This window comes from Variovorax sp. AC194, assembly GCF_979257995.1.
In genome coordinates this window covers 112,357-133,286 of the sequence record NZ_OZ409823.1, presented here as the reverse complement: position 1 = coordinate 133,286, position 20,930 = coordinate 112,357, and the positions used below count along the sequence as shown (strand labels likewise).

Below are 20,930 nucleotides of genomic sequence, written 5' to 3'. Positions count from 1 at the left end.
ATGTTGAACACACGTACAAACCCTGAGGTCAACCCCGATTGAGCGCGCCCGTTCGCAGCGCTACGCTCGGGCCATGCCTGTTTCCAATGTTCCCAACATCCCCCAGATCCGCCTCTATCAAGACTGGCTGCGCGAGCAGCGCGGCCTCTCGTTCGACACCTACGACGCGCTGTGGCGCTGGTCCGTCACAGACCTCGATGCGTTCTGGCAGAGCATCTGGGACTACGCCGGCCTCGCGTCGCCCACGCCGCATACCGCGGTGCTCGCGGAGGCGCGCATGCCGGGCGCGCGCTGGTTCCCGGGCGCACAGGTCAACTACACGCGCGAGGTGCTGCGCCACGCCGATGCGGCGCATGCGGCGGGCATGCCCGCCATCGTGAGCGACAACGAACTGGGCCAAGTCCGCGAGCTGTCGTGGCCCGAGATGCGCCGCCAGGTCGCCGCGGTCGCGCTCACGCTCAAGTCGCTCGGCGTGCAGCGCGGCGACCGCGTGGCGGCCTACATGCCCAATGTGCCCGAGACCATGGTCGCGTTTCTCGCGTGCTCCAGCATCGGCGCGATCTGGAGCGTGTGCGCGCCCGACATGGGCACGGCCGCCGTGGCCGACCGCTTCCGCCAGATCGAGCCCAAGGTGCTCGTCGCCGTCGACGGCGTGCACTACGGCGGCAAGCCGCTCGACCGCAGCGCCGTGCTGCAGGAACTGCGCGGCCAGTTGCCGAGCGTGAAGAAGCTGCTGCTCGTGAAGACACCTTTCGCCGCGAGCCCCGTCGAACACGACATCGACTGGACCGAGGCCACCGTGCGCAACGATGCCGAGGTCGCCGCGTTCGAGCCCGAATGGCTGCCCTTCGACCACCCGATCTGGATCGTTTATTCGAGCGGCACCACGGGCCTGCCCAAGCCCATCGTGCACGGGCAGGGCGGCATCCTTCTCACCATGCACGCCTGCGGCCTGCACAACGACGTGGGCGCGAGCTACGGCGCCAACAACTTCGGCGAGCGCTACCACTGGTACAGCTCCACCGGCTGGGTGATGTGGAACTCGCAGCTCTCGGGCATGGCCTTCGGCGCGACCATCTGCATCTACGACGGCAATCCGGCGGGCAGCAAGGAGGCGCCGGACTGGGGCGTGCTGTGGCGCTTCGTCGCGCGGCACAAGGTCACCTTCTTCGGCGCGGGCGCGGCCTACTTCACCAACTGCATGAAGGCCGGCGTCGTCGCCAGGGAATGCGGCGATCTCTCGCGCGTGCGCGCGCTCGGCAGCACCGGCTCGCCGCTGCCCGACGAGGTGCAGCGCTGGGGCTCGCAGCAGATACTCGATGCGGGCTCGAAGGAAGTCTGGTGGTGCAACATTTCCGGCGGCACCGACTTCTGCGGCGCCTTCGTCGGCGGCAACCGCGAACTGCCCGAGGTGCCGGGCCAGATGCAGTGCCGCGAACTCGGTCACGCGGTCGAGGCGTGGAACGAGCAGGGCCAGCCGGTCATCGGCGAGGTGGGCGAGCTGGTCTGCACGAAGGCCATTCCGTCGATGCCGCTTTATTTCTGGGGCGACGAGGGCAATGCGCGCTACGTATCGAGCTACTTCGACACCTACCCCGGCGTGTGGCGCCATGGCGACTGGATCAGGATCGGCGAAGACGGCGGCTGCATCATCTACGGCCGCAGCGACGCCACCATCAACCGCCAGGGCCTGCGCATGGGCACCAGCGAGATCTACAGCGCGGTCGAAGGGCTGCCCGAGGTGCTCGACTCGATGGTGGTCGACCTCGAGTACCTGGGCCGCGACAGCTACATGCCGCTCTTCGTGGTGCTGCGCCCGGGCGTGGCGCTGGACGAGGCGATGCGCGCGCGCCTGAACAACGCGATCAAGACCTCGCTCTCGCCCCGCTTCGTGCCCAACGACATCTTCCAGGTGGCCGAGATTCCGCGCACGCTCTCGGGCAAGAAGCAGGAGCTGCCGATCAAGAAGCTGCTGCTGGGCCAGCCGATCGAGAAGGTGGTGAACCGCGAGGCGATGGCCAACCCCGGCAGTCTCGACTGGTACGTGACCTTCGCCGCCGAGCGTGCCTCCGCATGATGTCCCGATGAAAAGACGTACCAGCCTCCTGATGCTTTCCGCTGTTGTCGGCGCCTCCGTGCTGGGCGCCTGTGCCTCTTCCGCGCCGGCATCGAAGCCCGCCGCCGGCGCATCGCTGCGCGTGAGCGGCACGGTCGCCTACCGCGAACGCATCGCGCTCGACCCCGCGGCCGAGGTCGTGGTGCAGCTGCTCGATGTGTCGCGCATGGACGCGCCTTCGGTCACGCTCGCCGAGCAGCGCATCAAGGCCAACGGCAGGCAGCCGCCGTTCGCCTACGAACTGCAGGTCGACGCCGGGCGCATCGATCCGCGCATGCGCTACGCGGTGTCGGCGCGCATGCGCTACGCGGTGTCGGCGCGCATCCTGCGCGGCGAGCAGCTGCTGTTCATCAACGACACGCAGTACCCGGTGCTCACGCAGGGCAGCGGCGCCACCGCCGACCTCGTGCTGGTGCGCGTCACGCCGTCGCCGCGCTGAACGGCGCCGGCGCTCAAGGCGTCATCAGCTCGTAGAGCACCATCCGCGTCTGCCGGCCGCGCAGTTCCACCAGCTCCTCGATGCGGCGCGTACTGAGGCGCCCCTTCAGGCCCGCGAAGGTGTCTTCCGACACCAGCGTCTGCGTGCCCAGCTGCTTGTTGATGCCCTCGATGCGGCTTGCCACATTGATGACGTCGCCGAACGCCGTGTACGAGAGCCGGTCGTTCGAGCCCAGCACGCCCGCGATCACCACGCCGGTGTGGATGCCGATGCGGGTGCGGAATTCGGGCCGGCCCTGGGCGCGCCATTGCCGGTTGAGCTCGTTCATCTGCGCATGCAGCTGCAGCGCGGCCAGGCAGGCGCGGTACTCCGCGTCCTTCATGTCCGCGGGCGCGCCCCACAGCACCATGATGCCGTCGCCGATGAACTTGTCGACCACGCCGCCGTAGCGCGCGAACACGCCGGTGGCGAGGTTGAAGTACTCGGTCAGCATGCCCACCAGCACGTCGATGGGCAGCGACTCCGAGATCGAGGTGAAGCCCTCCACGTCGGTGAACATCACCGTCACGCGCCGCGCCGCGCCGTTGGGCGCAAGCGAATGCCCTTCGGCCACGAGCTGGTTGATCACGTCCACCGGCACGAACTTGCTGAAGGCCTTCAGGCTGCGCGCCGAGTCGTCCAGCGCCTGGTCCAGGTGCTGGATCTCCAGCACGCGGCTGGGTTCGCGCGGCAGGTTGTCCAGCTCCAGGAGGCCGATGCGCCGCGCGATGCGCGAGAGGTTCTCCACCGGCGAGGTCACCAGCTTGGAGAGCTTGAGCGACATGAACAGCGCCAGCGCCAGGAACACCAGCGCCAGCAAGAGCCCCCAGAGCACCGCGCGGCGCAGGTCGCCCAGCACCATGTCCTCGGGCACCCAGCTCACCAGCTCCCAGCCGGTGGAGGGGATGAGCGAGGTCTGCACGAGGTAGCGCTGGCCGTCGAAGTCGAACGAGAAGGTCGAGTCGTTGCCGCCGCCCGCGGTGCCGTCGGCCACCATGTGTTCGTGCAGCGCGCCCAGCACGCCGGTGGGCGGCGCGAGCTGGTGCAGCACGCCCGGCTGGTCGCTGCGCGCGAGCACCTTGCTGTCGGCGCTCAGCAGCGCGCTGTTGCCGTAGCCGTTGCTGCTGAACAGGCGCACGAATTCCGACAGACGCCCGAGCGACACGTCGCCCGCCGCCACCAGCGCCTTGGTGCCGCCCTCGGCGTAGCGGCGCTCGCCCGGCAGCGCGTAGGTCACGCCCAGTTCCTGCGCCGCGGCGAACACGTAGGGCTGCGTCCATATCGGCCCGCCCCGCTTGCTGGCCTGCTCGAACCAGCCGCGCCGCGTCGGGTCGTAGCTGCTGCGAAACGATTCGATGCGCTGCGTGGCAAAGCGCTGCTGCACGTCCAGCTCCGCGCCGAAGGGCCGCTTGTACTGCCAGGTCTCGGTGGTGAATTCCTTGGCCGCAGCGATGTGCCGGATCGCAGGCACCGGGTAGCGCAGCGCCATCAGCATCTGGCCGCTCTCGTTGGCGACGTACACGCTGTCCAACTCGGGCGACTGCTGCAGCAGGGTCCAGAGCAATTCGGCGGTGCGCTCGGAATGCTCGCCCGCGGGGCTCAGGCTCGGGGCGCTCCCGATGGCGCCGACCGCCGACTCGGCCTTCGCGAGGAAGGCGAGCACCTTGTCCTCGATGCGGTCGTGGTTCGCCCGGTGCGCGGAGGTGCCGATGTCCGACACCAGCCGCTGCGAGCCCCAGTAGCCGAGCGAGACCAGCAGCAGCGACTGGGCCAGCGCAACGGCGCTGACGATGGTGCCCACGTCGACCCTGAAGCGGCGCGAGCGCCGGGGTGGGGCTTCGGCCGCGGTTGCCGGCGGCGGGCGCGGACTGGTGGATTCAAACGGCGGCTTTCCCGCCACATCCGGAGACCCGGACGAGTTCATGTTCATACAGCTCCCTGTCGACGACTCGAACGCATCCGCTGCGGATCGGCCGCGGATCGGCATCGGGTTGGCTCGCCGTCCCGATCGTTGGGTGTCGGAAATTCTGGCGAGAGCGCCGGATGCGGGAGGGATTTTGCGCGAGTTCGGCTTTTGCGTGCGTTAGTGCCCGCTCGTGCGGGAGCCCGCGGCGGCTAGTGCGCGTCGTGGAAGATGAGGCCCACCGTGTGCCGGCGCCCCGAGCGCAGGCGGCTCACGCCGTGGCGCATCGTCACGCGGTAGGTGCCGCGCGTGCCCGCCACGGGGCGCTGGTTGACCGCGAAGATCACGGCCTCGCCCTGCGCGAGCGACACCACCTCGGCGCGCGACTGCATGCGCGGGCGTTGCTCGGTCAGCACGAACTCACCGCCGGTGAAGTCCGCGCCCGGCCGGCTCAGGAGCACGGTGAGCTGCAGCGGAAACTGCAGGTCGCCGTACAGGTCCTGGTGCAGGCAGTTGTAGTCGCCCTCGCCGTAGCGCAGCAGCAGCGGGGTGGGGCGCAGCTGGCCCGCCGCATGGCAGCGCGCGAGGTAGGCGGCGTGATCGGGCGGGTAGTCGGCCGGCTGGCCCATCGCGCTCGCCCAGGCATTGGCCAGGGGCGCGAGGCGCTCGTACAGCGCGCTGCGCCATGCGGCGACGAGCGGCGGCAGCGGGTTCGCGAAGTACTGGTACTCGCCCTGGCCGAAGCCGTGGCGCTGCATGACCACGCGGCTGCGGAAGTGGCCGCCCTCGTCGTACATCGCCGCGAGCCGGGCGCATTCCTCGGGGGTGAACAACTGGCCGGTGGCGGCGCAGCCGCGGGTGGCCAGATCGGTCTCGATGCGGGGCCAGTCGAGCGCGTCGATGCGGGAAACGTGGGTTGTTGTCATGCTCGCAGTGTCTCGCCGGCGCGCGCGCGGGGCTCGCCGTTTTCGGACACCGGTATGCCATCGCGGCCCTTCGACCCTTCGCGCGCGGGCTGGTGGGCGCCGGGGGTTTTGAGCGATCATCCGGCGATGGCAAGAGAAAAATCCGTCGCACGCGAAAGCACCGCCGCGCAGCTGGTCCAGGGCCGGCCAGTGGCCACGCTGGGGCGCGGCATGACCTTGATCAAGACCGGCAAGACACCGCGTCCCGTGGTGCGCCCTGAGGACAACACGACGGCGCTGCTGAAGAAGGCGGCGCGCGCGCTCAACAAGCCCGGCATCGACCGCTCGGTCGTATTCCACGGCCCCAACGCGGCGCGGATCTTCGCCTACTACGCCGACCCGCAGGACCCGACCCGTGTCGTTCGCGAAGCGGCCGACGGCACCAAGGTCACCGGCAGCCTGGTCGACGGAAAGTTTCGCGCGAGCAAGGCGTGAGCCGCCGTCCTCCGACGCTGGAAAAGCTCCTCGACCAGACGCGGGGCCCACGTCCGGTGGCCTTCGTCCTGGCCGGCCACAACGGCGCCGGCAAATCCACCCTCTGGTACTCGCGCCTGGCCGCCTCGCTGCGCATGCCGCTGGTCAACGCCGACCGGATGATGATGTCCATCCTGCCCGACGCCGACCCCAGGACCGGCCACATCCCCGCGTGGGCCCAGCAGCTGCGCGACGACGACGAGAAATGGCAGGTGCTGTCGCAAGAGGGCGTGCGCGCCTTCAAGAGCCTGGTGATGGACCAGCGCATGCCCTTCGCGTTCGAGACGGTCTTCTCGCACTGGCAGCCGCTGCCCGGCGGCGGCCATGCGTCCAAGGCCGACGACATCCGCGCGATGCAGCAGGCGGGCTATTTCGTGGTGCTGCTGTTCGTAGGGCTCGTGTCGGTGGACATGTCGGTCTTTCGCGTGAGCACCCGCAAGCAGCAGGGCGGCCACGACGTGGACCGCAAGAAGCTCGTCGAGCGCTTTCCCCGCACGCAGGCCGCGGTCGGGCACGCGACGCAGATCGCGAACATGACGCTCATGTTCGACAACAGCCGCTCCGAGAAGAATGCCTTTGCGCTGGTGCGCGCGCAGGCCCGCAAGAAGATCCTGTTCGATGCGCGGGACCCGCAGTTCGACGTCGATCCGGCGCTGCGGGCCGTCTGCGATCCGTGGCTCGGGAAAGTCACCGGGCCTTTCAAGGCGCGCCGAAAGCCCGCAGCGAAAACTCTGGCAAAACCACCGGCGAAGAAGACGGCGCCGCCGGCACCATCAAGCACCAGGAAGTAATCCCATGAGCACTCCCACATCCCCCGCCGATCAAGGCACAGACGACTGGCAACTCCCCTGGGACGGCGGCTGCCGCTGCGGCCAGGTGCGCCTGCGCATCACGGCGCCGCCGCTGCTGTCGATGGCCTGCCACTGCACGGGCTGCCAGCGCATGAGCGCGAGCGCCTTCTCGCTGTCGCTCGCCATCCCGACGCCGGGCTTCGAAGTCGTTGCTGGCGAGCCCGTCATCGGTGGCCTGCATGGCGATTCGCACCACTACTGCTGCCCGCACTGCAAGAGCTGGATGTTCACGCGCACCGAGGGCATGGACGAGTTCGTCAACATCCGGCCCACGATGCTCGACCGCCACGAATGGTTCGTGCCCTTCATGGAAACCTGGACCGACGAGAAGCTGCCCTGGGCCACGACGCCCGCGGTGCACAGCTTCGGCAAGCTGCCCGATTTCGCGGCGTTCCCGGCGCTGATCCAGGCCTATGCGCAAGAGGGCGCGCGGCCCGCGAAGGCCTGACGCGCGGCTTTGTTGCTCAGAGCGGCGCGATCGGAATGCATATATCGCATTCGAAGGCGCCGGTCTTCTCGTCGAAGGCCATGCCGGGCCCGTAGTACTCGAACGCGGGCCGGCTGTCGAACTGGAAGCCGCTCGCGGGCAGCCAGTCGCGCATGAGGCGCGTCCATGCATCGTTGATCTCGCCGGGCAGGCCCTGGAACCGCAGCGAGGCATAGCGCCCGCCCGGCAGCACCGTCTTCTGGAAGCCGCCGTCGGGCACGAAGTCTTCGGGCACTTCCACGCAGGCGTCGTAGCGCGAGTGCTCGGGCGCGGTGATGCTCGGGTCGTCGTGGCTGATGCCGTAGCGCGCATGCGACCACAGGTTGTGCGCGCAGATCCAGGGCGCGGCCTTCTCGGCCCAGAACGCGCCCACCGGCGCGCCGAACGGGCCGGTGTAGCGCAGGTAGGCAATGGTGACGGGGGGACGGGTGATCAGCTGGACATTCACGGGTGGCTCCTCGTGCGCGGGATTGCGCAATGCAGAGTCATTCTTCGTGAAGCCGTGCAGGGCGATCTGATCAGGATTGCTCTTGTGCGCAGGGTCGTCGCAAGGCAGTACCCAGTCGTGCGACACGCGCCATGCGCTGGGCGAGTTGCCGAAGCGCGCGCGGAATGCACGGGTGAATGCCTCGCCCGAACCGAAGCCCACCGACAGCGCAGCCTCGAGCACCGAGAGGCGCGGCTGCGTCGCGAGCCGCAGCGCGCCGACCTCCACGCGGCGGCGCCGGATGTAGTCGCCCAGCGTCTCGCCGGCCCAGGCCGCGAAGAGGCGGTGGAAGTGGTACGCCGAGAAATGCGCCACGTCGGCCAGCGCCGCGAGCTCGAGCGCCTCGTCCAGGTGGTCGTCGATGTGCGTGAGCACCTTGTGCATGCGCCATTCGTATTCGGAGCGGCTGTCGCGCGTCGTCATGGCGCGCATTCTCAGCGTTGGCGCGCCTGTTCGAGCAGCCAGTCGCTGAAGAACTTGAGCAGCGGCCGCTGGTCGGCCCGCTCCGGCGTCACGAGGTAGTAGTTGCGCTCGCCCGAGAGCGGCCGCGCACACGCCACCACCAGTTCGCCGCGCGCGAGCTCGTCGGCCACCAGCATCGTGGGCATCAGCGCGACGCCCAAACCGTGCGATGCGGCCGCGGCGAGGATGGAGAACAGCTCGTAGCGCGGACCGCCGCGCGCGTTGGGCGCGTCGATCTGCTGCGCATCGAACCACTGGCGCCAGCCGTCGGGCCGCGTGCTCTGCTGCAGCAGCGGCATCTTCGCGATGACCGCGGGCGCCACGGCTTTTCCGCGCGGCAGCAGCGACGGGCTGCACACCGGCACCACGTCCTCGTGCATCAGCAGCAGCGCGCGCGTGCCGGCCCAGTTCTCGACCTGCGCGGGCGTGCCGGCGTAGAGCGCCGCGTCGAACTCCGCATCGGCGAAGAGAAAGGGGCGGGTGCGCGTCTCGATGTGCACCACCACGTCGGGCTGCAGCGCGGCGAAGCCCTTCAGGCGCGGCATCAGCCAGCGCGTGGCGAAGGTGGGCACGGCCGCCAGCGAGAGCGAGCCGCCTTCGCCCTGGTGCGCCATGGCGTCGAGCGTGTCGCGCTCCATCGCCTCGAGCCGCTTGGTGATCTGCCGCGCATAGGCCGCGCCGCTCGCGGTGAGCGCCACGCCGTGACGCGTTCGGCGAAAGAGCGCGACGCCGAGGAACGCCTCGAGCGTGCCGATCTGCCGCGACACCGCGCTCTGGGTGAGCGCGAGTTCCTGCGCGGCGCGGGTGTAGCTCTCGTGGCGCGCGGCGGCGTCGAAGCACACGAGGGTTTGCAGGGGTGGGATCTTGCGGCGCATGTATGCCTCGGGTGTATGTATGGAGACGTGGCCTTGCCAATGGCGGGCCCGCTCGAACATCTTGCAAGACATTCTACAAACGCATATCTGGGTGAGGATTCATCGTTTGCGCCCGGCCCCCCGCGTGGCTAGGATCGCCCCCATCCCCCTCTTTTTCTCTTTTTCCCCTCTTTCCGGAGACAGCACATGGCCGCCAAAGCGCAATTCCACTGGGACGATCCCCTTCTTCTCGACCAGCAACTGACCGACGAAGAACGCATGATCCGCGACGCGGCCAATGCCTACTGCCAGGAGCGCCTGGCGCCCCGCGTCATCGAGGGCTTCCGCAGCGGCGAGACCGACCCGGCCATCTTTCGCGAAATGGGCGCGCTCGGTCTCCTGGGCCCCACGATCCCCGAGCAGTACGGCGGCCCGGGCCTCAACTACGTGGCCTACGGCCTGATCGCCCGCGAGGTCGAGCGCGTCGATTCGGGCTACCGCTCGATGGCCAGCGTGCAGAGCTCGCTGGTGATGGTGCCGATCTTCGAATTCGGCACCGAGGCGCAGAAGCAGAAGTTCCTGCCCAAGCTGGCCACCGGCGAATGGATCGGCTGCTTCGGCCTGACCGAACCCGACCACGGCTCCGACCCCGGCAGCATGGTCACCCGCGCCAAGAAGGTGCCGGGCGGCTATTCGCTCAGCGGCGCGAAGATGTGGATCAGCAATTCGCCCATCGCCGACGTGTTCGTCGTGTGGGCCAAGGAAGTGAGCGAAAGCGGCACGGTCGGCCCGATCCGCGGCTTCGTGCTCGAGAAGGGCATGAAGGGCCTGTCGGCCCCCGCGATCCACGGCAAGGTGGGCCTGCGCGCCAGCATCACCGGCGAGATCGTGATGGACGGCGTGTTCTGCCCCGAAGAGAACGCCTTCCCCGAAGTGCAGGGCCTGAAGGGCCCGTTCACTTGCCTGAACAGCGCCCGCTACGGCATTTCGTGGGGCGCGCTCGGTGCCGCCGAAGACTGCTGGCACCGCGCCCGCCAGTACACGCTGGATCGCAAGCAGTTCGGCCGCCCGCTCGCGGCCAACCAGCTCATCCAGAAGAAGCTGGCCGACATGCAGACCGAGATCACGCTGGGCCTGCAAGGCAGCCTGCGTTTGGGCCGCATGAAGGACGAGGGCACGGCCTCGGTCGAGATCACCTCGATCATGAAGCGCAACAACTGCGGCAAGGCCCTGGACATCGCTCGCCTCGCACGCGACATGATGGGCGGCAACGGCATCAGCGACGAGTTCGGCGTGGCCCGCCACCTGGTGAACCTGGAAGTGGTCAACACCTACGAAGGCACGCACGACATCCACGCGCTGATCCTGGGCCGCGCCATCACCGGCATCGCCGCGTTTTCGAACTAACCCCCCAGTCTTACTCACTTCGTGTAGACGCCAACCCCCTTCCAGGGGGCGACGCCAGCGGCCCGGCAAAGCCGGTTCCGCGGCATCCTCGAATTGCAGGACAACACCAACGTAGATGACGATGAACAAACCGGCCGCAGCTCTCGACGGCATCAAGGTCCTGGATCTGTCCCGCGTGCTCGCGGGCCCGTGGTGCACGCAGATCCTCGCGGACCTGGGTGCCGATGTCATCAAGATCGAGCGCCCGGGCGTGGGCGACGACACGCGCACCTGGGGCCCGCCCTTCATCAAGGACGCGGACGGCAACGACACCGACCAGGCCAGCTACTTCACTGCCTGCAACCGCAACAAGCGCTCGGTCACGGTGGACATGGCCACGGCCGACGGTCAGGCGCTGCTGCAGCAGATGGCCGCGCAGGCCGACATCGTGGTGGAGAACTTCAAGACCGGCGGGCTGAAGCAATACGGCCTCGACCAGGAGAGCCTGCGCGCGGCCAATCCGCGCCTCATCTATTGCAGCGTGACCGGCTTCGGCCACGACGGCCCGTACGCCGAGCGCGCGGGCTACGACCTGATGATCCAGGCCATGACCGGCATGATGAGCATCACCGGCCGCCCCGACGACGTGCCCGGCGGCGGCCCGTTGCGGGTCGGCGTGGCGCTCACCGATCTTTTCACCGGCGTCTACGCGAGCACCGCGATCCTCGCGGCGCTGCAGGTGCGCGACCGCACCGGCGAAGGCCAGCACATCGACATGGCGCTGCTCGACGTGGGCATGGCCATCCTCGCGAACCAGGCGAGCGCGTTTCTCAACACCGGCAAGGCGCCGCAGCGGCAGGGCAACACGCACCCGAGCCTGGCGCCCTACCAGGACTTTCCGACGCTCGACGGTTCGATGCTGCTGGCCATCGGCAACAACGGCCAGTTCGCGCGTTTCTGCGAAGCGGCCGGCCACGCGGAATGGGCAGCCGATGCGCGCTTTGCGACCAACACGCTGCGCGTGAAGCATCGCGGCGTGCTGATCCCGATGATGGAAGAACTCACCCGCACCCGCACCACCGCCGACTGGGTCACGCTGCTCGAAGACAAGGCCGTGCCCTGCGGCCCGATCAACGACATCGCGCAAGCCTTCGACGATGCGCAGGTCAAGGCGCGGGGCCTGGCGGTCACGCTGCCGCGCGATGCGGGCGACGGCATCGCGAGCATCACCGGCGTGGCGAGCCCGCTGCGCCTGTCGGCCACGCCGCCCGTGCTGCGCCACGCGCCGCCGGCGCTCGGGCAGCACACGCGCGAGGTGCTCGCCGAGTTCGGCATCGACGCCGCGCGCTTCGACGCGCTGCGCTCGGCGGGCGTGGTCTGAACGCCATGTAGAAAGGACCCACGCGATGACCGACAGCACGACGCACAGCCCTCCGTTCACGGTCCTGCGCGTCGACCATGTCGTGCTGCGCGTGAAAGATGCCGAACGCGCGATCGCGTTCTACCGCGACGTGCTCGGCTGCGCGATCGAGAAGCGCCGCGACGACCTGGGGCTCATCCACCTGCGTGCCGGCACGAGCCTCATCGACCTCGTCACGCACGACGGTCCGCTCGGCCGGCAGGGCGGCGCGCTCGCCGGCAAGGAGGGGCGCAATGTCGACCACCTGTGCCTGCGCATCGAGCCTTTCGATGAAGCGGCCATTCGCGCGCTGATGGCGCGCCACGGCGTGCCGGTGAACGGCGAGGTGCAGAACAACTTCGGTGCCGAGGGCAACGGGCCTTCGATCTATCTCACCGACCCCGACGGCAACGGCGTCGAGCTCAAGGGCGCGGCCGGCTGAGCGCCGGCCCTTCGCCCACCCCTTCAATCTCTCTTTTCGAAGTGCAGTGCGGCCCGCGCGGGCCGATTTGTACGCCAGTGTGTCCAGCCGGCGAAGCGCACACACGCGCATGCAAAACGCCCCGGATCTCGACACATCGCAGATACAGCCTGCCGATGTAATTCATTCATCGCCACACGGCATCCCGACGTAGCGATGAATGTCCCGACAGATCACCAACCGACTCACTCACTTCTTTTGAAAGACACTGCCATGAAGACCACCAAGCTCCTCCTCGCCGCCGCCGCTGCTGCCGCCCTCTCCGCTTTCGCCGTTGGCGCCAGCGCCGAGGAATACCAGGGCGTGCTGCAGTTCCAGTCGACCGCCAGCCGCGCCGCCGTGCGCGCCGATGCGGTCGTTGCAGCCCACAGCGCGGACCAGTACGCCGAAGGCGCATCGAGCGGCGTGCCCGTCGCCATCGCGAGCGCCACCGACCGCGCCACGGTGCGCACGCAAGCCGTGGCCGCCGCCCGCGCCGGCGACCTGTACGCCGAAGCCGCTTCGGCCGGCACCGCGCCGCGCCTGTCCAGCACGCTCGACCGCGCCACGGTGCGCGCCCAGGCCGTGGCGGTTGCGCACGGCATCGACACGCTCGGGCTGTAAGTTGGCGTTGCGGCATCTCCATGCAAAATCGGGCGCGCGTCGACGAACGCGTGTCCGATTCTTCAGGGAGATCTCCAATGACAAACCATCCGCTTGCCGCGCGCATTGCCGCGCGGCTTTCCTTTGCGTCCCGCGTGTCCCGCGCGTCCCGTGTGTCCCTTGTGTCCGTTGTAGTGGGCACCGCCGCACTGCTCGCCGCCTGCGGCACGCGCCAGCCGGCACCTCCCGAGCCCCCACCGCCTGAAGCCACCGCGCGCAACAGCGTGGTCGTCCCCGCGGTCACCTATGGCACCACCGCCAAGGGCGTCCAGCTGAAGAAGGCCGACGATGCGTGCGACGTTCCCGCCTCGCTCAAGCAGGCCGTGCAGGACCAGTTGCTTACCCCTTACGAATACCTTCTCGCGCCGCCGGCACCCCTCAACGCCGAGGGCGCACCCGTCCTTCAGATCGAGATCATCGACCTGCTCGCGAACGCGGGCGGTCTCTACGGCGGCCCGAAGATCGTGCAGTTGCGCGGCACGCTCGAGCGCAAGGGCGAGGCACCCGCGCGCTTCACCGCACAGCGCCAGATGTTCATCTACTTCGGCATGCCGCGCAGCACCTGCAGCATGGTCGGCGTGGTGACCTATGCGCTGGGCGAAGACATCGCCAAGTGGCTGCAAAAGCCGGTCGACGGCGCCGTGCTCGGCGAACTGGCGAGCGCTTCCAGCAAGCGCTGAGAGCCGCTAGCCCGCGCGCCCGACGGTCGCGACGGCGAACACCACCACGCCGAGCGCGAGGTTCAGGCTCACGAGCTTGCGCACCGTGTTCAGCCGCGCGGCCGCCACCGGCCACGCGCTCTCTTCGACCGCACGGCGCAGCGCCTTGAACACCGAGGCGCGGATGTAGACATAGATGCCGGCCATCACGATGGCGATGCTCATCATCGCCTCGATGCGCCAGTGCAGGCCGCGAAAGCCGCCGGTCAAGAGAATCATCGACACGCCGCTCACGAACAGCAGCGTGATGGCCGCGTCCACGCCGACGAAGAAGCGCCGCAGCGCCGCGGTCATGGTGCGCAGGCGCAGCGGCGGCTCCAGCGTGGCGACGGCAGCGGGGCGCACCGCGAAATGCATCGTGGCCATGCCGCCGACCCAGAAGGCGGCGGCGACGAGATGAATGAAAAGCAGGATGGCGTAGGGCATGGGTGCCGATCAGAACACCGAACGGTGCGCTCGCGCAACGTTCGCGCGGTTGCGTTAAAACCCATCCTCCGCACAAAGCAAGAAAGATGAGGCCTTCATGACCCGCACCGTCGCCCAGAAACGCGCCGACTTCCGCGCGCTCCACGAACAAGGCTGCTTCGTCATCCCCAACCCCTGGGACACGGGCAGCGCGCGCTACCTGCAGGGCCTGGGCTTCAAGGCGCTGGCCACCACGAGTTCGGGCCACGCGTGGTCGCAGGGCCTGGCCGACGGTGCGCAGTCGCGCGACACCGTGCTCGCGCACCTGCGCGACATCGTGGCGGCCACCGACCTGCCGGTGAACGCGGACTTCGAGAACGGCTTCGCCGCCGATGCGCAGGGCGTGGCCGAGAGCGTGCGGCTCGCGGTCGAGACCGGCGTGGCGGGCCTGTCGATCGAGGACTCGACGGGCAACGCGGCCGATCCGCTCTTTCCCATCGACGTTGCGGTCGAGCGCCTGCGCGCCGCGCGCAAGGCCATCGATGCGGCGGGCGGCGACACCCTGCTCGTGGGCCGCGCCGAGAACTTCTTCGCGGGCCGGCCCGACCTGGACGACACCATCGCGCGGCTCAAGGCCTACGCAGCGGCCGGCGCCGACTGCCTCTACGCGCCGGGCATCAAGACGCGTGAACAGATCGCCGCGGTGGTCGCGGCCGTGGCGCCCAAGCCCGTCAACCTGCTGGTCGGCGGCGCGAGCGAACTCACGATGAAGGACATCGCCGCGCTGGGCGTGCGGCGCGTCAGCGTGGGCGGCGGACTCGCGCGCGCGGCATGGGGCGGGTTCATCCACGCGGCGCGCACGCTGGCGGAGCAGGGGCGTTTCGATGGGTTCGCCAACGCCGCGGCGGGCAATGAACTCAATGGGTTCTTCCGCCCGTTTGCCGAGTAGCGCGCGAGACCCGTTGATGGACGCGCTCCTCGCGGAAATCCGCGCTTGCCAAGCCTGCGCCGCTCACCTGCCGCTCGGGCCGCGACCCGTCCTGCAGGCCAGCGCCACGGCCCGCCTGCTGCTTGTCGGCCAGGCGCCGAGCATGACTGTGCACACCACCGGCGTGCCATGGAACGACAAGAGCGGCGAGCAGCTGCGTCGCTGGCTCGGCATCGATCGCGAGGTGTTCTATGACGCGACGCGCGTCGCGCTCATGCCGATGGGTTTCTGCTACCCCGGCCGCGGCGCGAGCGGCGACCTGCCGCCGCGCAGGGAGTGCGCCGAACTCTGGCAGGCGCGCCTGCTCGCGCAGATGAAAGAGGTCGAGCTCACGCTGCTGATCGGCCAGTACGCGCAGCGCCACTTTCTCGGCGCGGCGCGCAAGGCCGGCGTCACCGAAACCGTCGAGGCCTTCGCGGAATACGCGCCGCGTTTCATTCCGCTGCCGCATCCGTCGCCGCGCAACACGGGCTGGTTCAAGCACCATCCGTGGTTCGAAAGCGATGTGCTCCCGGTGCTGCGCGAGCGCGTGCGGCAGGCGCTCGCGCCATCCTTCGTTCCATAGCGAAGCGAGCCGGTGCCGCGGCCGGCATCATCGAACGCATCCCGTTGCAGAAAGCCGCGTTCATGAAGAAAGAAGTCATCCGTGTCGAGCCGCTGTCGACCTATCTGGAGCAACTGAAGGCGCCGACCTCGGTCGTCACGCGGCATGGCGACACGGTCTACGTGTCGGGCCTGCCGCCGTTCGACCCCGCCACCGGCCGGGTGGCCGAGGCGCCGATCGAGCGGCAGGCGGAAATCGTGCTCGACCAGCTGAAGCTCTGTCTGGAAACCGCCGGCTCGTCGCTCGACAACGTGCTCAAGTGCAACGTGTACTGCACGTCGGTCGAGCAGTTCGCGGCCGTCAATGCGATCTACGCGCGGTACTTTCCGAAAGACCCGCCCGCGCGCATCTTCGTCTGCGTGCCGGCGTGGTTCGGGCCGTTCGACATCGAGATCGATTGCATCGCCGCCTGCTGATCAGCGGGCAGGGCGCGCGGTCTTCTTGCGTGTGCTGGGCCGCCGTGGCGGCTTGGCTTCCAGCACCAGTTCGGCGGGCAGCGTGTCGTTCCACGATTCGGTGAAGTACGCGCGGTCGCTCGGCACCAGCTGCGGCAGCGCCTCGCGCAGCACGCCCAGCGACTGCTCGGCCGCCTGCAGATCGCCCGCATGCGCGGCATACCAGGCGTGCTCGAACAGCAGGCTGCAGTGCTGAAGGCCGGGGTAGCGGCGGCGCCCGGCCTGGTGATCGGCCAAGCGCGCCTGCGCCACGTCGACCCAGCGCACCGGCCAGTGCGTGGCGTCGAAGGCATCCGCCAACGGGCCGGCGAGCTTCGAGATCGCGGCCGGGTCCAGCGGCTTTTGCGCGCGGAACTGCGCGAGCGTGGGTTGTGTCTCGGGCCGGCAGTGGCCGCGCGCGATGCGCATCAGGTAGATCGCGTTCCACGCCGAGCGCCCTTGCCCGTCGGTGTGGCCGCAGAGCCATTCGCTGAAGGCGATCCACTGCACCGCGCGGCGCGCGGTGTCGGCGTGGCCGTCGTGCGCGAGCGCCGGCAGGTCCGAGAGGCCGACGCGGTCGAACAGCCACGCGGCCATGCCCATGTTCGCGGCCACGTGCTGCGCGGCGTCGAACGAATGCGATTCGAAGGCCGCCGCCAGCGCCTCGCCGAAGCGCTGCAGCGACTCTTCGGCGAGTGCCGCGGCGGCCGGCTTGTCGTCCGCCGAAAGGCCGAGCGCGCGCGAGCGGCACACCAGCGCCCAGAGGTTGCACCACTCGAAACGCACGTCGGGGTGATGCCGCAGCACGAGGCCGCGCGCCGCGTCCTCGGCCATGCCGCTCAAGAGCGACTGCGCGAGCGGCAAGTCGCGCGCGGTGTAGGCGCACCACGCCGAGACGATGCACTCCATCGCGCCCAGGTAGTCGTTGCCCGCCACGTGGTGGGCCAGGCGCTGCTTCTTGAGCGCCTGCAGCCGCCGGCGCGCCTGCTCGTTGTCGCCGAGGCGGCGCCACAGCATCGCCTCGTTGAGCGTGACCAGCGCGCGCTGGAAATCGGTGGCGGCCAGCGTGCCGGCCAGGCGGATCGACTCCAGCGCGCTGGTCGGCAGCCCGGTCGCGTGGCCCCCAGTCACGGACGCCACGGACGCCACGGGTGTCATGAGCCGGCCCTGCCGCGCCGCCTGTTGCGAGGCGACCAGCTGCTTCCAGAAAGCAGCGTCCTGCAGGTGCACCGCATCGGGCGGCGGCGCGCCGGGTTCCGCCGCGCGGCGCTTGCGCGCGCGCAGGCCGAGAAAGGAGGCCACTTCGGCGGCCGTGGCCGCGCGCCCGCCCACCAGCATGCGCACGCGCTTCGCCTCGGCGGCCGGCAGCCAGAACGGGCCCTGGCTGCGCCGCTCGGCGTTCAGGAAACGGGGCTCGCGTTGCGTGTCTTCGCCCCAGCCGACCTCGATGTTCCAGGCCTTGAAATCGCGGAACGCGCGGCTCACGACCATGCGCAGCGTGCTCGCATCGGAGACTTCGCCGCGCAAGTCGGCCAGCCGCACCAGGCCGCCTTCGGCATCGTGCGCATGCTGCATGCGCACCAGCAGCCAGAGCGACTGGAAGGCCGCGCGCTTGCCGTTGACCGACTGCGGCGAGGTGAGTTCGATGGAGAGCGGGGCGGGCGTCTTGGGTTGGGGCACGCCCCGGATTGAACCTCAAATTCCGGGGCGAAGGCTGAAGGCCAATGCCGCTTCTTCGATTCTTTCAGTACCTGTCGCGGTCGATCAGTTGCGGCACTTCGCTGCGCCCGATGCCCAGGTCGCGCAGATCGTGGTCGCTCATGCCGGCCAGGTGCTGCGAGTCGGCGCGGCCGCGGCGGCGCTGTGCGGCGCGGCGGCGCCAGTCGTGCAGGGCATGCATCAGGCGTTGATGAAAGGTCGAGGGCTTGGGCGCTGTCACGGTGGGCTCCTTGGTGGGAGCGCTCATCTTCCGGCGCTGCATGCTATTGTGGAAGTTGAGATTCCTGAACCCTTCAATCAGCATTCCTGATGCGACAACTGAACCTCGACCAGCTGCGAACCCTCGTCGCCATCGCCGACCTGGGCACCTTCTCGGCGGCCGCCAAGGCGCTGCACCTGGCGCAACCCACGGTGAGCCTGCACATCAGCGAACTCGAATCGCGCCTGGGCGCGCAGCTGGTGGTGCGCGGCAGCCGCACCGTCACGCCGACGGCCGCGGGCGCGGCGCTGGTGGAGCGTGGGCGCCGGCTGCTGCGCGACACCGACGAGGCCATCGATGCCGTCAAGCGCCAGACCGAAGGCCGCACGGGCCGCGTGCGGCTGGGCACGTCGACCGGCGTGGTGGTCGACCTGCTGCCGCAGGTGCTCGAAGCGCTGGGCACGGTGCACGCGGGCATCGACGTGGAGGTGAGCATCCTCGGCTCGTCCGAAGCGATGGCGCGGCTGGCCGCGGGCACGCTGGACATCGGCCTGGTCGCGATGCCGCAGCCGCCGCTGCGCGAGCTGGTCGTCACGCCGTGGCGCGACCAGGCCATGATGGCTTTCGTGCCCCAGCGCACGAAGGCGCCCCGGCGCGTGACGCCCGCGTGGCTCGCGGCGCAGCCGTTGATCTTCAACGACGCCACCACCCACATGTACCGCCTCACGATGGCGTGGTTCGCCGAGGCCGGCTTCGCACCGCGCGCGCGCATCGAGCTCAACTACGACGCGGCGATCCAGAGCCTCGTGGCCGCCGGCTATGGCGCGGCGCTGCTGCCGCTGCAGCACACGGCCGACGATGCACTCGACAAGCGCATGCAGGTGCTGCCGATCACCCCAAAGCTCACGCGCCGCCTGGGCATTGCGCACCGCCTGCCCGGCGTGATCGATGGCGCGACGCGGAGCGTGTTGAAGGTGCTGACGACGTTCCGCCAGCTTTGATGCGTCAGCCCTGGCCGGGCTTGCCAGCGTCGAGCGTCAGCCCCGGCCGGGCTTGCCAGCTCGGAGCTTCAGCCCTGGCCGGGCTTGCGCGTGCCCAGCGAGAGGATCTCGTTGGCGTTGACGATGGCCGCGGCGATCTCTTCCATGGTCGTGCGCTTGCTCATTGCCTGCTCGCGGATGAGGTCGTGCGCCTGTCCTTCGGACACGCAGTGCGTCTTCATGAGGATGGTCTTGGCCTCGGCCAGTTGCCGCACGCCGAGCAGCTTGGCCTCCACCTTGCGCAGGCGCCGCGCGAGCGAGCGGCTTTCCTTGTGCGCCTCGCGCGCCACCACCAGCGCCGAGAGCAGCCCGAAGGAGCGCACGGGCGAAGGCAGCACGGCCTTGGCGCCGATCTCCAGCACCGCCTCCACGATGGTCGGGTTCTCGTAGGTCACCACCGCGATGATGGCGGGCGCGTCTTCGCCCTGCGTCCACTCGAAGCGCAGGTGGATGAGGTCGGGCTGCACCGCCATGAACGCCACATCGATGCCCTCGGGCAGCACCTGCACCGGTGGCCAGAAGGCCTGCACCTGGCAGCCGATGCGCTGCAGCTGCTGCGTGAGCTGGCGGCCGTCCGCGTCGTCGGGGTGGATCACCGCGATCTTCAGCAAGCGCAGCTCTTTCAGCTGCGGCGGCGTCACCCGCAGGGTGTGTCGCTTGGGGGCGGCGCCGTCCATGCTAGAGCTCCAGCGTGTCGAGCCTGGCCGTCCAGTCGCCCAGCGAGTGGGTGACCAGGTAGGGGTCCGGAACCACCGCCCGCGTGGCCTGCCGCACGATGGTGAACTGCCCCTGCGCATCGACCCGGCCGATGCGCGGGTAGAGGCAGGTGTGGTGGTTCGCCGGGTCGATCTTCACCCGGCCCTGCGGCGCATCGAACTCGCTGCCCAGGATGTGCGGCAGGATCTCCGCGATGCCGTCGCTGCCCGACTGCCGGAACGCGTTGGCGAAGATGTGCATCTGGAAGTACGAAGCCTCCCAGCACAGGTTGGGCACGCAGCCGTCGCCGAAGCGCTCGCGCAGGCGCGCCAGGCACCGGCGGTTGGCGGCCGAGTCGATCGACTGGAAGTACGGCGCCGCGGTGAAGTGCCCCGTGGCCACGCCGCGGCCCATCTGCGAGATCTCGGCCTCCGACGTCGTGAGGCTGGAAATCGGCATGCGCTTCGGATCGAACCCCGCCTCGGCATACGCGCGGTACAGGCTCGCGGTGGAGTCGCCGACGACGGTCGAGAAGATGAAGTCGGGCTGCTTGTCGCGGATGTCGTCCATGATCGCGCGGTAGTCTTTTTCGGTGGCATCGAGCGCCACGTAGCGCTCGCCCAATTTCTCGCTGCCCGGGCGCTGCATCACCAGCTCGCCCATGATGCGGTTCGACTCGTAGGGGTAGATGTAGTCCGAGCCGATCAGGTACACGCGCGAACCGAAATTCGTGGTCATGAACTCGGCCAGCTGCACGCTGTTCTGGTTGGGCGCGGCGCCCGTGTAGATCACGTTGCCCGAGTACTCGAAGCCCTCGTAGAGCGTCGGGTAGAAGAGCAGCTTGTTCCACTTCTCGATCACCGGGATCACGGCCTTGCGGCTGCTGGACATGTAGCAGCCGAAGATCACGTTGACGCGGTCCTGCACGATCAGCTTCTCGGCCAGCTGGGCGTAGCGCGTGGGGTTGGATTGGGGGTCGTAGCGCACCGCCACGATCTCGCGGCCGTCCACGCCGCCGGCCTCGTTGATCTCCTCGATGGCCAGCAGCGCGCCCTGCAGCTGCGACAGCCCGATCGTCGAGGTGACGCCGGTTTCCGAGTAGAGGATGCCGACGCGAATGGGGTCCTTGTCAGCCACGGGG

General features: G+C 69.1%; 24 protein-coding genes. 15 read left to right on the top strand and 9 right to left on the bottom strand.

Going from position 1 to position 20,930, the window contains the following annotated elements:
* Positions 1 to 73 precede the first annotated feature (73 nt).
* A complete protein-coding gene (locus ACZYRS_RS00610) occupies positions 74 to 2,077 on the top strand; it encodes an acetoacetate--CoA ligase (protein ID WP_463417733.1) in 2,004 nt (667 codons plus the stop codon).
* Between the two features lie 7 nt (positions 2,078 to 2,084).
* The gene (locus ACZYRS_RS00605; protein WP_463417732.1) at positions 2,085 to 2,555 is read left to right on the top strand and encodes a YbaY family lipoprotein; all 471 of its coding nucleotides are present in this window, start codon (positions 2,085 to 2,087) and stop codon (positions 2,553 to 2,555) included.
* Positions 2,556 to 2,568: 13 nt separating this feature from the next.
* Here ACZYRS_RS00605 and ACZYRS_RS00600 read toward each other — a convergent pair whose 3' ends face one another.
* Complete coding sequence (locus ACZYRS_RS00600; protein WP_463417731.1) at positions 2,569 to 4,395, bottom strand: adenylate/guanylate cyclase domain-containing protein; 1,827 nt, start codon at positions 4,393 to 4,395, stop codon at positions 2,569 to 2,571.
* Between ACZYRS_RS00600 and ACZYRS_RS00595 the strand changes: the two genes are divergently transcribed.
* Positions 4,385 to 4,681 (top strand): hypothetical protein, encoded by a 297-nt coding sequence (locus ACZYRS_RS00595; protein WP_463417730.1) that lies wholly within the window; start codon positions 4,385 to 4,387, stop codon positions 4,679 to 4,681. The genes ACZYRS_RS00600 and ACZYRS_RS00595 overlap by 11 nt on opposite strands.
* Positions 4,682 to 4,709: 28 nt before the next feature.
* On the opposite strand, the gene ACZYRS_RS00590 is transcribed toward ACZYRS_RS00595, so the two are convergent.
* A complete protein-coding gene (locus ACZYRS_RS00590; protein WP_463417729.1) occupies positions 4,710 to 5,423 on the bottom strand; it encodes a 2OG-Fe(II) oxygenase in 714 nt (237 codons plus the stop codon).
* A 126-nt stretch (positions 5,424 to 5,549) separates the two neighbouring features.
* Between ACZYRS_RS00590 and ACZYRS_RS00585 the strand changes: the two genes are divergently transcribed.
* From ACZYRS_RS00585 to ACZYRS_RS00575, 3 genes are read left to right on the top strand one after another with little or no spacing between them, the layout of a single operon-like run.
* Positions 5,550 to 5,897 carry a hypothetical protein gene (locus ACZYRS_RS00585; protein ID WP_233101674.1) on the top strand — a complete coding sequence of 116 codons (348 nt, stop codon included), beginning with the start codon at positions 5,550 to 5,552 and terminating at the stop codon, positions 5,895 to 5,897.
* On the top strand, positions 5,894 to 6,727 hold the full coding sequence (locus ACZYRS_RS00580; protein WP_463417728.1) for a zeta toxin family protein: 834 nt from the start codon (positions 5,894 to 5,896) through the stop codon (positions 6,725 to 6,727). Before ACZYRS_RS00585 ends, ACZYRS_RS00580 begins: the two co-directional genes overlap by 4 nt.
* A 4-nt stretch (positions 6,728 to 6,731) precedes the next feature.
* Positions 6,732 to 7,235 (top strand): GFA family protein, encoded by a 504-nt coding sequence (locus ACZYRS_RS00575; RefSeq protein WP_463417727.1) that lies wholly within the window; start codon positions 6,732 to 6,734, stop codon positions 7,233 to 7,235.
* 16 nt (positions 7,236 to 7,251) lie between these two features.
* Here the strand turns inward: ACZYRS_RS00575 and ACZYRS_RS00570 are convergent, their stop codons facing one another.
* Together ACZYRS_RS00570 and ACZYRS_RS00565 are read right to left on the bottom strand one after the other, a co-directional pair.
* Positions 7,252 to 8,184, bottom strand: a complete 933-nt coding sequence (locus ACZYRS_RS00570; protein WP_463417726.1) for an AraC family transcriptional regulator — start codon at positions 8,182 to 8,184, stop codon at positions 7,252 to 7,254.
* Between the two features lie 11 nt (positions 8,185 to 8,195).
* Complete coding sequence (locus tag ACZYRS_RS00565; RefSeq protein ID WP_463417725.1) at positions 8,196 to 9,098, bottom strand: LysR substrate-binding domain-containing protein; 903 nt, start codon at positions 9,096 to 9,098, stop codon at positions 8,196 to 8,198.
* 186 nt (positions 9,099 to 9,284) lie between these two features.
* Between ACZYRS_RS00565 and ACZYRS_RS00560 the strand changes: the two genes are divergently transcribed.
* The 5 genes from ACZYRS_RS00560 to ACZYRS_RS00540 all read left to right on the top strand — a co-directional run bounded on the left by ACZYRS_RS00560 (position 9,285) and on the right by ACZYRS_RS00540 (position 13,665).
* A complete protein-coding gene (locus ACZYRS_RS00560) occupies positions 9,285 to 10,484 on the top strand; it encodes an acyl-CoA dehydrogenase (RefSeq protein ID WP_463417724.1) in 1,200 nt (399 codons plus the stop codon).
* Positions 10,485 to 10,599: 115 nt separating this feature from the next.
* Positions 10,600 to 11,844 carry a CaiB/BaiF CoA transferase family protein gene (locus ACZYRS_RS00555; protein ID WP_198785576.1) on the top strand — a complete coding sequence of 415 codons (1,245 nt, stop codon included), beginning with the start codon at positions 10,600 to 10,602 and terminating at the stop codon, positions 11,842 to 11,844.
* A 25-nt stretch (positions 11,845 to 11,869) separates the two neighbouring features.
* Positions 11,870 to 12,304: a VOC family protein gene (locus ACZYRS_RS00550; RefSeq protein ID WP_463417723.1), complete on the top strand. Its 435-nt coding sequence runs from the start codon at positions 11,870 to 11,872 to the stop codon at positions 12,302 to 12,304.
* Between the two features lie 252 nt (positions 12,305 to 12,556).
* Positions 12,557 to 12,946, top strand: a complete 390-nt coding sequence (locus ACZYRS_RS00545) for a helicase SNF2 (RefSeq protein ID WP_198785578.1) — start codon at positions 12,557 to 12,559, stop codon at positions 12,944 to 12,946.
* A gap of 77 nt (positions 12,947 to 13,023) precedes the next feature.
* On the top strand, positions 13,024 to 13,665 hold the full coding sequence (locus tag ACZYRS_RS00540; protein ID WP_463417722.1) for a hypothetical protein: 642 nt from the start codon (positions 13,024 to 13,026) through the stop codon (positions 13,663 to 13,665).
* 6 nt (positions 13,666 to 13,671) lie between these two features.
* Here ACZYRS_RS00540 and ACZYRS_RS00535 read toward each other — a convergent pair whose 3' ends face one another.
* Entirely contained in the window at positions 13,672 to 14,130 is a 459-nt protein-coding gene (locus ACZYRS_RS00535) for a CopD family protein (RefSeq protein ID WP_463417721.1), read from the bottom strand.
* 97 nt (positions 14,131 to 14,227) lie between these two features.
* Here ACZYRS_RS00535 and ACZYRS_RS00530 point away from each other — a divergent pair, with 97 nt between their 5' ends.
* From ACZYRS_RS00530 to ACZYRS_RS00520, 3 genes are all read left to right on the top strand, one after another.
* Positions 14,228 to 15,058: an isocitrate lyase/PEP mutase family protein gene (locus tag ACZYRS_RS00530; RefSeq protein ID WP_463417720.1), complete on the top strand. Its 831-nt coding sequence runs from the start codon at positions 14,228 to 14,230 to the stop codon at positions 15,056 to 15,058.
* Between the two features lie 16 nt (positions 15,059 to 15,074).
* On the top strand, positions 15,075 to 15,662 hold the full coding sequence (locus ACZYRS_RS00525) for a uracil-DNA glycosylase family protein (protein WP_463417719.1): 588 nt from the start codon (positions 15,075 to 15,077) through the stop codon (positions 15,660 to 15,662).
* Positions 15,663 to 15,724: 62 nt separating this feature from the next.
* Entirely contained in the window at positions 15,725 to 16,117 is a 393-nt protein-coding gene (locus ACZYRS_RS00520; protein WP_463417718.1) for a RidA family protein, read from the top strand.
* Here ACZYRS_RS00520 and ACZYRS_RS00515 read toward each other — a convergent pair whose 3' ends face one another.
* Together ACZYRS_RS00515 and ACZYRS_RS00510 are read right to left on the bottom strand one after the other, a co-directional pair.
* A complete protein-coding gene (locus ACZYRS_RS00515; RefSeq protein ID WP_463417717.1) occupies positions 16,118 to 17,815 on the bottom strand; it encodes a hypothetical protein in 1,698 nt (565 codons plus the stop codon). It abuts the gene before it with no gap.
* A gap of 64 nt (positions 17,816 to 17,879) precedes the next feature.
* Positions 17,880 to 18,101 (bottom strand): YjiS-like domain-containing protein, encoded by a 222-nt coding sequence (locus ACZYRS_RS00510; protein WP_233101676.1) that lies wholly within the window; start codon positions 18,099 to 18,101, stop codon positions 17,880 to 17,882.
* A gap of 62 nt (positions 18,102 to 18,163) precedes the next feature.
* Here ACZYRS_RS00510 and ACZYRS_RS00505 point away from each other — a divergent pair, with 62 nt between their 5' ends.
* A complete protein-coding gene (locus ACZYRS_RS00505; RefSeq protein WP_198785585.1) occupies positions 18,164 to 19,054 on the top strand; it encodes a LysR family transcriptional regulator in 891 nt (296 codons plus the stop codon).
* Between the two features lie 68 nt (positions 19,055 to 19,122).
* On the opposite strand, the gene ACZYRS_RS00500 is transcribed toward ACZYRS_RS00505, so the two are convergent.
* Both ACZYRS_RS00500 and ACZYRS_RS00495 read right to left on the bottom strand, forming a co-directional pair.
* Positions 19,123 to 19,770, bottom strand: a complete 648-nt coding sequence (locus tag ACZYRS_RS00500) for an ANTAR domain-containing response regulator (RefSeq protein WP_463417716.1) — start codon at positions 19,768 to 19,770, stop codon at positions 19,123 to 19,125.
* 1 nt (position 19,771) lies between these two features.
* Positions 19,772 to 20,926 (bottom strand): transporter substrate-binding domain-containing protein, encoded by a 1,155-nt coding sequence (locus tag ACZYRS_RS00495; RefSeq protein WP_463417715.1) that lies wholly within the window; start codon positions 20,924 to 20,926, stop codon positions 19,772 to 19,774.
* Between the last annotated feature and the right edge of the window lie 4 nt (positions 20,927 to 20,930).

Coding starts and splice junctions, on each gene's coding strand:
- ACZYRS_RS00610 (WP_463417733.1), top strand. CDS start 74: ATGCCTGTTTCCAATGTTCCCAACATCCCCCAGATCCGCCTCTATCAA.
- ACZYRS_RS00605 (WP_463417732.1), top strand. CDS start 2,085: ATGAAAAGACGTACCAGCCTCCTGATGCTTTCCGCTGTTGTCGGCGCC.
- ACZYRS_RS00595 (WP_463417730.1), top strand. CDS start 4,385: ATGGTGCCCACGTCGACCCTGAAGCGGCGCGAGCGCCGGGGTGGGGCT.
- ACZYRS_RS00590 (WP_463417729.1), bottom strand. CDS start 5,423: ATGACAACAACCCACGTTTCCCGCATCGACGCGCTCGACTGGCCCCGC.
- ACZYRS_RS00585 (WP_233101674.1), top strand. CDS start 5,550: ATGGCAAGAGAAAAATCCGTCGCACGCGAAAGCACCGCCGCGCAGCTG.
- ACZYRS_RS00575 (WP_463417727.1), top strand. CDS start 6,732: ATGAGCACTCCCACATCCCCCGCCGATCAAGGCACAGACGACTGGCAA.
- ACZYRS_RS00570 (WP_463417726.1), bottom strand. CDS start 8,184: ATGACGACGCGCGACAGCCGCTCCGAATACGAATGGCGCATGCACAAG.
- ACZYRS_RS00565 (WP_463417725.1), bottom strand. CDS start 9,098: ATGCGCCGCAAGATCCCACCCCTGCAAACCCTCGTGTGCTTCGACGCC.
- ACZYRS_RS00560 (WP_463417724.1), top strand. CDS start 9,285: ATGGCCGCCAAAGCGCAATTCCACTGGGACGATCCCCTTCTTCTCGAC.
- ACZYRS_RS00555 (WP_198785576.1), top strand. CDS start 10,600: ATGACGATGAACAAACCGGCCGCAGCTCTCGACGGCATCAAGGTCCTG.
- ACZYRS_RS00550 (WP_463417723.1), top strand. CDS start 11,870: ATGACCGACAGCACGACGCACAGCCCTCCGTTCACGGTCCTGCGCGTC.
- ACZYRS_RS00545 (WP_198785578.1), top strand. CDS start 12,557: ATGAAGACCACCAAGCTCCTCCTCGCCGCCGCCGCTGCTGCCGCCCTC.
- ACZYRS_RS00540 (WP_463417722.1), top strand. CDS start 13,024: ATGACAAACCATCCGCTTGCCGCGCGCATTGCCGCGCGGCTTTCCTTT.
- ACZYRS_RS00535 (WP_463417721.1), bottom strand. CDS start 14,130: ATGCCCTACGCCATCCTGCTTTTCATTCATCTCGTCGCCGCCGCCTTC.
- ACZYRS_RS00530 (WP_463417720.1), top strand. CDS start 14,228: ATGACCCGCACCGTCGCCCAGAAACGCGCCGACTTCCGCGCGCTCCAC.
- ACZYRS_RS00525 (WP_463417719.1), top strand. CDS start 15,075: ATGGACGCGCTCCTCGCGGAAATCCGCGCTTGCCAAGCCTGCGCCGCT.
- ACZYRS_RS00520 (WP_463417718.1), top strand. CDS start 15,725: ATGAAGAAAGAAGTCATCCGTGTCGAGCCGCTGTCGACCTATCTGGAG.
- ACZYRS_RS00510 (WP_233101676.1), bottom strand. CDS start 18,101: ATGAGCGCTCCCACCAAGGAGCCCACCGTGACAGCGCCCAAGCCCTCG.
- ACZYRS_RS00505 (WP_198785585.1), top strand. CDS start 18,164: ATGCGACAACTGAACCTCGACCAGCTGCGAACCCTCGTCGCCATCGCC.
- ACZYRS_RS00500 (WP_463417716.1), bottom strand. CDS start 19,770: ATGGACGGCGCCGCCCCCAAGCGACACACCCTGCGGGTGACGCCGCCG.